The sequence below is a fragment of the Enterobacter cloacae complex sp. 372C4 genome, assembly GCF_050030615.1.
GTDB lineage: Bacteria > Pseudomonadota > Gammaproteobacteria > Enterobacterales > Enterobacteriaceae > Enterobacter > Enterobacter intestinihominis.
The window spans coordinates 3983202-3995854 of the sequence record NZ_JBLGUQ010000001.1; the positions used below are offsets into that span (position 1 = coordinate 3983202).

At 53.8% G+C, this 12653-nt stretch carries 11 protein-coding genes and 1 pseudogene; 8 read left to right on the forward strand and 4 right to left on the reverse strand.

What is annotated here, in order from left to right:
* Positions 1-6 precede the first annotated feature (6 nt).
* The 4 genes and pseudogenes from ACQG11_RS19385 (at position 7) to ACQG11_RS19400 (ending at position 4717) form a co-directional block, all read left to right on the forward strand.
* Positions 7-2550, forward strand: coding sequence for a fimbria/pilus outer membrane usher protein (locus tag ACQG11_RS19385; protein WP_426728675.1), 2544 nt, complete (start codon positions 7-9; stop codon positions 2548-2550).
* Between the two features lies 1 nt (position 2551).
* Positions 2552-3498, forward strand: a pseudogene (locus tag ACQG11_RS19390) (fimbrial protein).
* Positions 3499-3509: 11 nt separating this feature from the next.
* Positions 3510-4022 (forward strand): fimbrial protein, encoded by a 513-nt coding sequence (locus ACQG11_RS19395; RefSeq protein WP_426728676.1) that lies wholly within the window; start codon positions 3510-3512, stop codon positions 4020-4022.
* A gap of 41 nt (positions 4023-4063) precedes the next feature.
* A complete protein-coding gene (locus tag ACQG11_RS19400; protein WP_032624380.1) occupies positions 4064-4717 on the forward strand; it encodes a helix-turn-helix transcriptional regulator in 654 nt (217 codons plus the stop codon).
* A gap of 52 nt (positions 4718-4769) precedes the next feature.
* Here ACQG11_RS19400 and fdhF read toward each other — a convergent pair whose 3' ends face one another.
* The 4 genes from fdhF to ycgZ form a co-directional block, all read right to left on the reverse strand.
* The gene (fdhF, locus tag ACQG11_RS19405) at positions 4770-6920 is read right to left on the reverse strand and encodes a formate dehydrogenase subunit alpha (protein ID WP_423397708.1); all 2151 of its coding nucleotides are present in this window, start codon (positions 6918-6920) and stop codon (positions 4770-4772) included.
* A 193-nt stretch (positions 6921-7113) separates the two neighbouring features.
* Positions 7114-7392 (reverse strand): biofilm/acid-resistance regulator YmgB/AriR, encoded by a 279-nt coding sequence (locus tag ACQG11_RS19410; protein ID WP_022647868.1) that lies wholly within the window; start codon positions 7390-7392, stop codon positions 7114-7116.
* Positions 7393-7421: 29 nt separating this feature from the next.
* Positions 7422-7742 (reverse strand): hypothetical protein, encoded by a 321-nt coding sequence (locus tag ACQG11_RS19415; protein WP_045309075.1) that lies wholly within the window; start codon positions 7740-7742, stop codon positions 7422-7424.
* A 4-nt stretch (positions 7743-7746) separates the two neighbouring features.
* The gene (gene ycgZ / locus ACQG11_RS19420; RefSeq protein ID WP_063152335.1) at positions 7747-7986 is read right to left on the reverse strand and encodes a regulatory protein YcgZ; all 240 of its coding nucleotides are present in this window, start codon (positions 7984-7986) and stop codon (positions 7747-7749) included.
* Between the two features lie 338 nt (positions 7987-8324).
* Here ycgZ and ACQG11_RS19425 point away from each other — a divergent pair, with 338 nt between their 5' ends.
* The 4 genes from ACQG11_RS19425 to sufB all read left to right on the forward strand — a co-directional run bounded on the left by ACQG11_RS19425 (position 8325) and on the right by sufB (position 12651).
* Complete coding sequence (locus tag ACQG11_RS19425; protein ID WP_063152334.1) at positions 8325-9545, forward strand: diguanylate phosphodiesterase; 1221 nt, start codon at positions 8325-8327, stop codon at positions 9543-9545.
* A gap of 188 nt (positions 9546-9733) precedes the next feature.
* On the forward strand, positions 9734-10462 hold the full coding sequence (locus ACQG11_RS19430; RefSeq protein ID WP_023299929.1) for a MerR family transcriptional regulator: 729 nt from the start codon (positions 9734-9736) through the stop codon (positions 10460-10462).
* A 321-nt stretch (positions 10463-10783) separates the two neighbouring features.
* Complete coding sequence (gene sufA / locus ACQG11_RS19435; protein ID WP_022647873.1) at positions 10784-11152, forward strand: Fe-S cluster assembly scaffold SufA; 369 nt, start codon at positions 10784-10786, stop codon at positions 11150-11152.
* An 8-nt stretch (positions 11153-11160) separates the two neighbouring features.
* Positions 11161-12651, forward strand: coding sequence for a Fe-S cluster assembly protein SufB (sufB, locus tag ACQG11_RS19440; RefSeq protein ID WP_023299931.1), 1491 nt, complete (start codon positions 11161-11163; stop codon positions 12649-12651).
* Positions 12652-12653: the final 2 nt, after the last annotated feature.

Below are 12653 nucleotides of genomic sequence, written 5' to 3' on the forward strand. Positions count from 1 at the left end.
CTCGTCATGACAACGGCATTTAATACAGTGCAGCCTGCGCGCCTGGCAATATTCATTGCCCTCGCGCTTGCGGGTTTCTCTCCCACACTGTGGGCCAGTGAGACGTTTAATACGGAACTGGTAGAACTGGATAATCCCGGAATGGGAAAAGCGGATTTATCTGCCTTTGAATCCGGCTCGCAGGCACCCGGGACGTACCACGTGGATATTATTCTTGACGAGCGGCTGCTGGAAACGCGGGATATTCGTTTCATGGCCGTGAAGGATGCTAACGGCAGTGAAACGTTGCAGCCGTGCCTTAGTATCAGGCAGTTAAAAGCGTGGGGCGTGAAAACGGCGCTTTTCCCGCAGCTCGACGCCGGGCAAGGAGAATGCGCCGATCTCAAGGCGATTCCACAGGCCAGCGCGGACTTCCAGTTTGGCGCCCAGCGTCTGGCAATCAGCATCCCACAGGCGGCCATAGATCTGCCAGCGAGAGGTTACGTTCCGCCGGAGATGTGGGATGAAGGCATTACCGCGGCCATGCTCAACTACAGCCTGAGCGGCGCGAACAGCCGGGCAAGAAGCGGGGCAGGCACCCGCAGCGACAGTCAGTATGCAAACCTGCGACCGGGGATCAACGTCGGTCCCTGGCGGTTACGCAACTACACCACCTGGTCCCGCGATGCGTCCGGCCAGGATAAGTGGGACAATGTCTATACCTTGATGCAGCGCGCGATTATTCCCCTGCAAGCCCAGCTTACGCTCGGAGACAGTTCCGCCCCTGCCGATGTCTTTGACAGCATGCCTTTTCGCGGCGTCCAGCTGGCGTCCGACGACGACATGCTACCGGATTCCCTGAAAGGCTATGCGCCGGTGGTGCGCGGTATTGCGCGAACTAACGCGCAGGTCGTGGTGCGTCAGAATGGCTATCAAATCTACCAAAGCTATGTGGCGCCGGGCGCGTTTGAGATCGCGGATATGTATCCCACCGGCGGCGCGGGCGATCTTGAAGTCACGATCGTCGAAGCCGATGGCAGTGAGCAACATTTCACCCTGCCGTACGCTTCGCTGCCGGTCCTGCAACGGGAGGGGCGCCTGAAATATGCCCTTACCGCCGGGCAGTATCGATCGTATAACCGTAGCGTGGAGAAAACCCCCTTCGGGCAACTGACCGGAATTTACGGCCTCTCTCACGGCCTCACGCTCTATGGCGGCGTCCAGCGGGCAGATAAGTACCAGTCGGCGGCTCTGGGGGTGGGCAAGAACATGGGCGTTCTCGGGGCGATATCCGCAGACCTCACCCAGGGCTGGTCAACGCCGGAGCATACCGCGAAAACAAGCGGTCAGTCGTGGCGGGCCCGATACAGCAAGAATTTTATTAATTCCGGGACGAACTTTTCGATTGCCGGGTATCGCTACTCGACCCGCGGCTATTACGGGATGCAGGAGGTCCTCGATTCGTACGGCGACAGCAGCGCGCTTCAGGACAGGCGACGTAACCGTGCCGAGCTGACGATGAGCCAGACGCTGGGGGACAACCTGGGCGCGCTTACCCTCAGTGTGGCGCAGGAAGACTACTGGAATGACGGTAAGTCGATGGCTTCGTGGAGCGTCGGCTATAGCAACTACTGGCACAACATCAGCTATGGCCTGACATGGACCTACAGCAAAAATGTCCGCTCAGCGTCAGAAACCCGCGACAACCAAAAAAACGCTGATCACGACCAGCTTCTGGCGTTCAACATCAGTATTCCGCTGGATAAATTTTTGCCGCAGACATGGGCGAACTATGGCATGAACGCCAGCAGGAATAACGGGATGACACACAGCATCGGTCTGAACGGGGTGGCTCTCGAAAACCGAGCCCTGAACTGGAACGTGCAGCAGGGATACGGCACAGAGGGCGTGGGCTATACCGGCAACGTTAACGCGGACTACAGAGGCACCTATGGCGAAGCCACGGCGGGGTATGGTTATGACAAAAACAGTGAACGCCTGAATTACGGGCTACAAGGCGGCATCCTCGCCCATGCTGATGGCATCACGCTTTCTCAGCCGCTGGGGGAGACCAACGCCTTAATTAAAGCGCCTGGCGCCCACGGCGTGGATATCCGCAATCAGCCCGGTGTACGGACAGATGTTCGCGGTTATACGGTCGTGAGCAACCTTTCGGTCTACCGAAAAAACGATCTCACTCTCGATCCGGAAAATATGCCGGAGGATGTCGAACTGGAGATCAACACCCGCACGGTGACGCCGACGCGGGGAGCGGTGGTGAGAGCCGATTATTTGCCGAAGTCGGGTCGCCGGGTGCTGATGACCTTGACCGACAACGAACGCGCCGTTCCGTTTGGGGCGGTGGTCACCCTTGTCGGTGATGAGAGCAGCAGTTTTATTGTGGGCGATCGCGGCCAGGTTTATTTAACCGGTATGCGCGAGGAGGGGACGTTAGTCGCAACATGGGGGAGTCAGCCCAGCCAGCAATGCCGCGCTGATTTCAGCCTGCCGACACACTCAACATTCGGTGGGATCGCTGACATGCGCGCCTCCTGCCGTCAGGAACGTTAACATGAAATGGCTTATCGTGATTTTGCTTCTCTGTTTGCTCGCGGCGGGAAACCTCGCCCGTGCCGGTACGTGCACCACCATCACGCCGCAGCTGTCAACCCTGTCCGTGGGGACGATTAACGTGCAGCGTGATGCGCCTGTCGGCACGGTGGTCTTTTCCGGCGCGGCGACAGCCACCGGTTCCTATCTTACTGGATGTGCTAATCCGCTGATGCTGGGATTCAGCATGCGCTACAACAGCGCCACGTTGAGCAGCTACGGCAATCATGTTTACAACACTAACGTCAGCGGGATAGGCATACGCTTTTCCTCTAACGCCTATTTTGAAAACCCGAGCAATACGTTCTCGTACAATGCGCAGACCTCCTATGTCGACTGGTATGGCGGGAGGATTGAGCTGGTGGTGACTGGCCCGGTCTCATCGGGGGCGTTAACCCCGGGGCGATCGGCGTCGTGACGCTTCAGGGGAGCGACGGCATCTATCGTGACGGCCTGACCACGCAGCTCACCGCCGGAACCATTAATGCCATGGCGTGCACGGTGAATACGTCACAGCTGACGTTTCCGATCGGGGATATCCCCGCCTCGGCGTTCGGCAACGTGGTGGGCACCACGCCAGCGGGAGCACAGAATACGCAAAACCTGGGCTTAACCTGCGCCGCCGGAACCAATATTACGGTCTCGCTCAGTGGAATACAGAATCCGGACAGCGCCAATACCAGCGTGATGGCCTTAACCGGGCAGGGAAATGCCGGCACCGCAAAAGGGGTTGGGGTGCAGCTTATCTATAACGGTGTGCCGCTGGTGATGAACAGCCGACTATTCTTGCGGCAGTCTGCCGGTGGGCAAGAGACATTGCCGTTAACGGCCCGATATTACCAGACGTTGAACCGCGTGGAGTCAGGTTCAGCAAATGCCTCCGCCACCCTTAATTTGACCTATCAGTAGCAGGTACGAAGATGAAAATAATATACGGGACACTGCTGTTACTGGCTTTACTCAGCGGGAAGGCTTTCACCGCTGATAGCGTCAACATCGGTGTGACGGGAAATATCGTTGCGTCGCCGTGCATATTTAATGGCGGGAGTAACAGCCTCGATGTCAATCTGGGCAATATTCAGGCAACCAATATGGCGACGCCGGGCTCAACATCGGATCCGGTGCCATTTAGTCTGCTGTTCACCCAGTGCCCAACGGGAACGCAAAGTGTGACCGTCTCTTTTACCGGCAGCCCCGATCCCGCGGCGGGCGCGGACTATTTTATGAACAGCGGTTCGGCCACGCACGTGGCGATAGCCATGCGCGATGCCCAAACGGGTACGCTTAAAGGAACAGGCTCTGGCATGACTCAAACTATTGGTGCCGACAGAACCGCGACAATGGCTATGCAGGCCTCGGTTAAATCCGTGACGGGTGGCGTCACGCCGGGAAGCATCTGTGCAGTTGTGGTGATGACGATGCAGTACAACTGAGCGCCGGTGATATGCCTTTTTTAAAGACGTTGGTATGAGCTATGTTAAATATTCTGATTCAGGAAACCGATCTATTTTTTCAGGCTGGGCTACATGAATTTTTCGAGGATTTTTTTAAACATAACTTTCATCGTGCCATCACATTTAACCTGGCGCTGACCCATGAAAACGTCAGTCAGGCCGATATTATTGTCCTGTCATTATGCCAGGGTGAAACACTGACCTGTTTTCCCGAGTTACTCGCCCGGCAAAAAGGGATTGTGCTAGGGTTTGTCGACGATGAACTGCGCTTTTCGGCGTTGCCCTCCTGCTTTCAGGACATTATTTTTCTCCCTCGCCGTGCATCGCTTGATCGTATCAGTGGCGTACTGTTTATCGCGTGGTTCAGGACGCAATTACCGGGTTACACATGGACTAAACATAACTGCTTCGACTGCCAGCATAAAGGGTTATCCCGGCAACAAATTCGTATTCTGGTCAATTTTTACCGAGGGCTGTCGGTAGTGCAGACCGCTCAGACGCTGGAGATGAGCCAGAAAACGGTCTTTACCCATAAATATATGCTGATGCAAAAATTTAATCTGCGAAGCGATTACGAGCTGATCGTACTATTGAGAAGGCTGATGGAGAAAAAGAGCCGTCCGAACCTGCTTCGCGATTACCTTGAAAATAATTATGCAGAACAGATAGCGTAAAACGCCAGCGGATAGCTGGCCGGGCAGTGATAGCCACCACCCGGCAATGCATTTAAACGTTAACCGCAGCGATCAACCGCGTCTTCATGGTCTGGTACGCAGAAGCCGCAAAATCCTCCGCCCAGCGCTGGTCCTCGATCGCCTCCATCTGCACGGCGCAATATTTCGTTTCAGGCGTTCTGGAGATCGGGTCTAGATTATCCTGCGTCAGCTCATTACAGGCGCCAATCCACCACTGGTAGGTCATATAGATTGCTCCCGCATTGATGCGCTCGCTGATGCTGGCGCGCGTGATCACTTTACCCCGGCGTGAACGTACCCAGACCAATTGGCCGTCGGCGATCCCACGCTCATCCGCGTCGGCCGGGTTCATTTGCACCCGGCCCGGCTCGTCGGCCAGGCTTTGCAGCGCCGCGCAGTTCCCGGTCATTGAGCGACAGGAGTAGTGACCGACTTCGCGCACCGTGCAAAGTACCAGCGGGTATTCCGTATCCGGTGTCTCGGCCGGAGCGCGCCAGGGGGCAGCAAACAGCTGGCCTTTGCCAGTGGGGGTGTCGAACTGATTATCCCTGTACAGATAGGGTGTGCCGGGATGATCAAGGGTTGGGCAGGGCCACTGGACATGGCCCATCTCGCCCATTTTTTCGTAGGTCACGCCGTAGAAGAGGGGGCACAGCTCGCGCATTTCGTCCCAGATCTGCTGGTTATTCTCGTAATGCATGGGATAGCCCATCTCCGTGGCCAGCAGGCTGATGATCTCCCAGTCGCGCTTGACGTTGCCGCTGGCCTCAATGGCCTTGCCAAAACGCTGGAAGCCGCGATCGGCACAGGTGAACACGCCAGCATGTTCTCCCCATGACGTGGCAGGGAGCAGTACGTCAGCCACCTCTGCCGTTTTGGTCATAAAGATGTCCTGAACCACCACAAAATCGAGGGACTCAAAGCTGCGGCGGACCAGGCCCAGATCGGCTTCTGTCTGAAGCGGATCTTCCCCCATGATGTAATAGGCTTTGATCTTACCTTCCAGCGCGAGATGCGGCACTTCGGTGATACGCGTCCCGACGCGATCGTCCATCCGGCTGACATTGATTTTCCACGCATCGGCAAATTTCAGTCTGACCGCCGGGTCAGTGACATCCTGGTAGCCGGGGAACATATTGGGCAAAACGCCCATATCGCAGGCACCCTGAACGTTATTTTGCCCGCGAACCGGACCTACGCCGACGGCAGGGCGGCCCAGGTTGCCGGTGAGCAGCGCCAGGCTGGAGAGACCTTTCACCACATCAACCGCCTGACCAAACTGCGTAACGCCCATTCCCCACATTACCGTTGCTGAAGGCGCCGCCGCGAACATGCGCATTGCCTGACGAACATCCCGCGCGGGAATGCCCGTCAGATGTTCAACCTGCTCGGGTGCGTAATCTTTTACCGTCAGTCGGTAAGCCTCAAGCCCTTCTGTGAAGCGGGCAACGTAGTTTTTGTCGTACAGTTCCTCTTCAAGCAGGACATAGCCAAAGGCATTGACCAGCGCCATGTTACTGCCGTTTTTCAACTGAAGATGAAGATCGGCAATGCGTGCCGTTTCAATCTGACGCGGATCGCAGACGATGATTTTTGCGCCATTTTCACGTGCTTTAAGCACGCGTCGGGCGACGATGGGGTGAGAGTCGGCGCAGTTATAGCCGAACACCAGCAGGCATTTTGAGTTTTCAATATCGTTAATGGAATTGCTCATGGCACCGTTGCCGAGGGTCTCCTGTAAACCGGCAACGGACGGACCGTGACAGACGCGGGCGCAGCAGTCGACGTTGTTAGTGTTCAGCACCGCACGGGCAAATTTTTGCATCACATAGTTGGTCTCATTGCCCGTTCCCCGCGAGGACCCCGTGGTCATAATGGATCGAGGGCCGTACTGATCTTTGATGCTTTTAAGCCTGTGAGCAGTATAGCGAATGGCCTCTTCCCAGGTAACAGGGGTAAAGGACTCACCTTTGCTGTAGCGGATCATGGGCTGCGTCAGACGGGGGGTAAGCAGCCGTGTGTCGTTAAGAAAGTCCCAGCCGTAGAATCCTTTCAGGCAAAGCGTGCCCTGATTGGTTACGCCATCAGCGGCTTCGGCACGGATAATCCGGTTATTTTTCACGACGAGGTTTAGTTTGCAACCTGCACCGCAGTAAGGGCAGACGCTGGCGATTTTTTTCATCAATAACAGACCTGTTAAGAAATGAAGCAATGTTTACTGGAAAGCCCAGTCCCTTAGCGGACTAAGCAGGATCCATGCCACATTCAGCGTGCTTGATTAACAGGGCGTCAGGGAAGAGAGGATGTGTCATCGTCAGTCTGTTCGTCAGTATTGACGATGACACGCTATCCGTAGGGATGGGAAGGGAGAGGCGTTAAAGATCGTCCATGGTATAACCGACAACAATTTCCAGCGTCTTGCGGATCACGTCCGCCTTAACGACATCGTCGGTGGTTTCCAGCGTCTGGATCAGCCAGAGAATGATCGCTTTGTTGGTCAGATGACCTTCAGAAGCGAGAACACAACGAACCGCAGTCGAAAAAATGGCAGACTCTTCAGCAAAGCGATCGCCTGCGTGACGGAAATACTCCGACAACGCGCTATCTAAAAAGGCAGAGTGGTATTCGGGTTGAAGCTGAATATTTTGTCTCATTTGTTCTCACCGTTGCTGTAAAGTTGTAGTCAATGCATCTTTTTGGGATCGGACGGTTTTCCATTTCCAAATAACGGCACTACATTGTCTCGATTATTTTTGAGAGATCCCTCTCTCTGTATTCGTCCTTGTGCGGTTCTGCGACCTTTAAAAGCGACCGTGCCTGAGCTGATTTCAGCTATCACCCTCGCTAATGTCTCCCGCCGCTGGGGATCCGTCTCACAGGCTTGCATGTTACGCAGACGCTGAACCAATCCCTCGGTCGTCACAGGACCGCGCTCCTTCAAAAGTGAAAGAGCGGCTTCTCCAATGAGCTGGTCGATCAGTCTGTCCGCATCACTGCTGTTCATAACATTAACGTTCGAAGAGCAGACCAAGAAGCATGTGATAATGATGTTCCTCTTCCGGACCATTGGCCCTTTCAAGGCGACTCAACAGTTTTGTGCAGAGCGATTTGCGATTCAGATTCCGCCCATCGCTAAGGATTTCAACAACAACCTGACCCAGGGTTTCCTGTTGGGTTGGAAGCGCGGCTTTTTCGAAGTACTGCGCAATCGCTGTTGCTGAGTCTGCGACGTATCCGTTCTGCTGCATGTTTCGCTCCTGTAAAATTCTGTAATCAGTAACGTTACATTTAAGGTATACATAATTTTCAAATCTGTACATTTAAAATGTACAATTTTTTAAATATTTTATAATATATTTTATAAAATCATTATTTATCAGATGCTTATTCTTATACGATTTACTGCGGTATTCACAAGATATATTGTACAATCCGAAGCGGCGTCGCAGAGTTGTACAAGCCCGTAAATGACGCAAAAAAGCCGTGTAAATCGTTGAGATGTAAATTATTTGTTGGGCAATTAATGTGCTATAACAGAGTTTTCCCACGTGTTTTCGTGGTCACCCCCTCAATCTTCAGGATTAGCATGCTCACAACCATCATTTACCGCAGTCATATCTGCGAGGACGTTCCAGTGAAAGCGCTGGAAGACATGGTCGCTGCTGCAAATTGTAGAAATCGCCAGTTCGATGTGACGGGGATTTTGCTGTTTAACGGCACACACTTTTTTCAGTTACTTGAAGGGCCCGCTGATAACGTTAAGGAGATCTATGAGCTCATCTGCCGTGACCCACGGCATCACAACGTGGTCGAATTGTTAAGCGATCACGGGCCTTCAAGACGTTTTGGCAACGTGGGTATGGAGCTCTTTGACCTTCGTCAGTACGATACCGACGAAGTGCTGCAACAGGTACTCGATAAAGGCACAACGCGCTATCAGCTGACCTATAACGATCGCGCCCTGCAATTTTTCCGCACCTTCGTTGAGGCCACTGAAAAAGCCAACTACTTTGAGCTGCCTCCTGCTGACGCCTGGGAGTTTGTCATCGAAAACACGCCGTTATCCTCCCAGCCGACGGTAGTGGCAAAGGGAGCGGACTGTAGTTTCGCGTTTCAACCTATCGTCGATCCGTTTATGCAGCAGGTTGTTTCCTGGGAAGCCCTGATCCGCACGCCGTCCGGTGAGTCTCCGGAAAGCTATTTTGCCAACCTGTCGCGTGAGGCGCTGTACGAATCGGATCTGAAGAGTAAACAGGTGGCTTTGTCGATGGCCAGCGCGCTGGGCCTACAGACTCAAACGTTGTCCATTAATCTGCTGCCGATGACGCTGGTCAATGTTCCTGGCGCCGTCGATTTTTTACTGACGGCAATTGAGGCGAACGGTTTTGTGCCGGAGCAAATTGTGGTCGAGTTCACCGAGAGCGAGGCCATCTCGCGCTTCGAAGAGTTCACCAGCGCGGTCAGACAGCTTAAAAGCGCCGGGATCAGCGTGGCCATCGATCACTTTGGCGCGGGATTCGCCGGTCTGCAACTGCTGGCTCAGTTCCAGCCGGACAGAATCAAGATCAACCGTGATTTGATTGCTAACGTGCATAAGAGCGGCCCGCGTCAGGCGATCATTCAGTCGATCATTAAATGCTGTGCGTCCCTGGAAATCCTGTTCTGTGCGGTAGGTGTAGAGCTGGCTGAAGAGTGGATGTGGCTGGAATCAGCCGGGATTTCTCAGTTCCAGGGGCACCTTTTCGCCAGCCCGCGCCTGGGGGGCATACCGGCGATTGCCTGGCCCGAGAAAAAGTACGATTTATAAAAACCTGTACGTAACTCTTAATAGTGACCTGTACGTACGGCTAAATTTATACAACAATACATTAACGAGTGAGGGGTTCTTTGAGCCATTCACTTGTCTCATAACGAGGAGTTAGTTATACAAATGATTTGTACAATCTGATAAGGTTGGTTTGGTTAGGTATGGAAGTATTGTGCGTGAGGGAGTTAATGGCCTATTACAGTATCGGCGAAGTGGCCGAACGATGCGGTATCAACCCCGTTACGCTGCGTGCCTGGCAGCGCCGTTATGGATTGTTGAAGCCGCAGCGAAGTGAAGGGGGTCATCGTCAGTTTGACGATGAAGATATCCTGCGTATCGAAGAGATCAAACGCCTGATGAAAACGGGTGTTTCGGTCGGTAAAGTAAAAGCGCTTCTTGAAAATACAGAAGTGATGACGCATGGGAACTGGGCATCGTTTCAGGAAGAAATGTTAACCGTTCTGCGCTATGCCAATCCGGCAAAACTGCGCGCCAAAATCAGTGAGTTCCGCCGCGACCATGCGATGGATGTTCTGATAGATAACATCATCACCCCTGTGCGTCAGCGAATGAATCAGGATCAGAATACGGTGCGTCATATGGCGAGCCTGCTCGACGGTGTCCTGATTGAGTTTGCCGTTACTAGCCTGGTTGAATCACGAAAAAAAGCAGGTAAAGATGCGCTACTGGTTGGATGGGAGTGCGATGACCGTACGCATTTGTGGCTGGAAGCGGCCCGTCTTGCCTACAAGGGCTGGCATATCGACGTGCTGGCTGAACCGATTGATTCTCCACGTCCGGAACTTTTCCCTGGACAAAAAATTTTCGTCTGGACCGGTAAAGCACCTACGCCTCGTCAACAGGAGCAGCTGGACCACTGGCGTGAACAGGGTTTCGCCGTCTCGTTCCATCACTGATGTTAAGGGGTCCGTCAGGGCCTTTTTGTCTTTTCGAGCCCGCTTTCTTATTGGAAGATAGCTATCTTAAAAATAGGTATTTTCAATACAATTTTTATTATTGCCCGCCACCTTACCGCCTTTCTTATGAAATGCATTATTTATCAATGCATTGAACAAAACTAACCCACCCATCCGCATCCCGTCACAGGGTCTATGCTTAATGAAAGTAGCCAAAAAGGGCGGTTTAGCCCAAAGCCCCTGCTCGCAGGGGGTTGAAGTGATAATCGTTATCACTAACATGGTGTTATGCCCTGGTGGCTTATCAGATGAGGTGGACCTATGGAACTGCATTCAGAAACCTTCAATCCGGCCGATTTTGCCTGGCGTGGCTTAACGCTGACGCCCGCGGCGGCGGCGCATATTCATGAGCTGGTGGCAAAAAATCCCGACATCCTCGGCGTACGCTTAGGCGTTAAGCAGACGGGCTGCGCAGGATTTGGCTACGTGCTGGATACCGTAACCGAACCCAAAAAGGACGATCTGGTCTTTGAAACCGACGGTGCAAAGTTATACGTCGCGCTACAGGCTATGCCGTTTATCGATGGAACCGAAGTCGACTACGTTCGGGAAGGTTTAAACCAGTTATTCAAATTTCATAACCCGAAAGCCCAGAACGAATGCGGCTGCGGCGAAAGCTTTGGGGTATAGGCGGTACTATGTCTCGTAATACTGAAGCAACGAGTGATGTAAACACCTGGAGCGGCGGACACCTCAACTATAAAGAGGGTTTCTTCACGCAACTGCAAACTGACGAGCTGGCGAAAGGCATCAACGAAGAGGTCGTGCGCGCCATTTCGGCGAAACGTAACGAGCCGGAGTGGATGCTGGAGTTTCGCCTGAGCGCATTCCGCGCGTGGCTGGAGATGGAAGAACCCCACTGGCTGAAAGCGCATTACGATAAGCTGAACTATCAGGATTACAGCTACTACTCCGCGCCCTCATGCGGCAGCTGCGATGATACCTGTGCCTCGCAGCCCGGCGCGGTACAGCAAACCGGTGCCGAGAACAGCTTCCTGAGTAAAGAGGTGGAAGAGGCCTTCAATCAGCTCGGCGTGCCCGTGCGCGAAGGTAAAGAGGTGGCGGTGGACGCCATTTTTGACTCCGTCTCGGTGGCAACCACCTACCGTGAAAAGCTGGCGGAGCAGGGGATAATTTTCTGCTCCTTTGGGGAAGCCATTCACGATCACCCGGAGCTGGTGAAAAAGTACATTGGCACCGTGGTACCCAGTAACGATAACTTCTTCGCGGCACTGAATGCGGCGGTGGCGTCAGACGGCACCTTTATCTACGTGCCTAAAGGTGTGCGCTGCCCGATGGAGCTCTCAACCTATTTCCGCATCAACGCGGAAAAAACCGGCCAGTTTGAACGCACCATCCTGGTGGCCGATGAAGGCAGCTACGTCAGCTATATCGAAGGCTGTTCGGCGCCGGTGCGCGACAGCTACCAGCTGCACGCGGCGGTGGTAGAGGTGATCATCCATAAAGACGCGGAAGTGAAATACTCTACGGTACAGAACTGGTTCCCGGGCGATGGCAACACCGGTGGTATTCTGAACTTCGTCACCAAGCGTGCGCTGTGCGAAGGTGAAAACAGTAAGATGTCCTGGACGCAGTCAGAAACCGGCTCCGCCATTACCTGGAAATACCCGAGCTGTATTCTGCGCGGCGACAACTCCATCGGTGAGTTTTACTCCGTGGCACTGACCAGCGGTCATCAGCAGGCCGATACCGGTACCAAGATGATCCACATCGGCAAAAACACCAGATCGACCATCATCTCCAAAGGGATCTCTGCCGGTCACAGCCAAAACAGCTATCGCGGGCTGGTGAAAATCATGCCGACAGCCACCAACGCACGTAACTTTACCCAGTGCGACTCCATGCTGATTGGTGCGGACTGCGGGGCGCATACCTTCCCCTATGTCGAATGCCGCAATAACAGCGCCCAGCTCGAGCATGAGGCGACTACGTCACGTATCGGTGAAGATCAGCTGTTCTACTGCCTGCAACGCGGGATCAGTGAAGAAGATGCGATTTCAATGATTGTTAACGGCTTCTGTAAGGACGTGTTCTCTGAACTGCCGCTGGAATTTGCCGTTGAAGCCCAGAAACTCCTCGCCATTAGTCTTGAACACAGCGTCGGTTAAGG

Coding starts and splice junctions, on each gene's coding strand:
- sufB (WP_023299931.1), top strand. CDS start 11,161: ATGTCTCGTAATACTGAAGCAACGAGTGATGTAAACACCTGGAGCGGC.
- ycgZ (WP_063152335.1), bottom strand. CDS start 7,986: ATGCAGCAGAACGGATACGTCGCAGACTCAGCAACAGCGATTGCGCAG.
- fdhF (WP_423397708.1), bottom strand. CDS start 6,920: ATGAAAAAAATCGCCAGCGTCTGCCCTTACTGCGGTGCAGGTTGCAAA.
- ACQG11_RS19385 (WP_426728675.1), top strand. CDS start 7: ATGACAACGGCATTTAATACAGTGCAGCCTGCGCGCCTGGCAATATTC.
- ACQG11_RS19415 (WP_045309075.1), bottom strand. CDS start 7,742: ATGAACAGCAGTGATGCGGACAGACTGATCGACCAGCTCATTGGAGAA.
- ACQG11_RS19430 (WP_023299929.1), top strand. CDS start 9,734: ATGGCCTATTACAGTATCGGCGAAGTGGCCGAACGATGCGGTATCAAC.
- ACQG11_RS19400 (WP_032624380.1), top strand. CDS start 4,064: ATGTTAAATATTCTGATTCAGGAAACCGATCTATTTTTTCAGGCTGGG.
- ACQG11_RS19395 (WP_426728676.1), top strand. CDS start 3,510: ATGAAAATAATATACGGGACACTGCTGTTACTGGCTTTACTCAGCGGG.
- ACQG11_RS19425 (WP_063152334.1), top strand. CDS start 8,325: ATGCTCACAACCATCATTTACCGCAGTCATATCTGCGAGGACGTTCCA.
- sufA (WP_022647873.1), top strand. CDS start 10,784: ATGGAACTGCATTCAGAAACCTTCAATCCGGCCGATTTTGCCTGGCGT.
- ACQG11_RS19410 (WP_022647868.1), bottom strand. CDS start 7,392: ATGAGACAAAATATTCAGCTTCAACCCGAATACCACTCTGCCTTTTTA.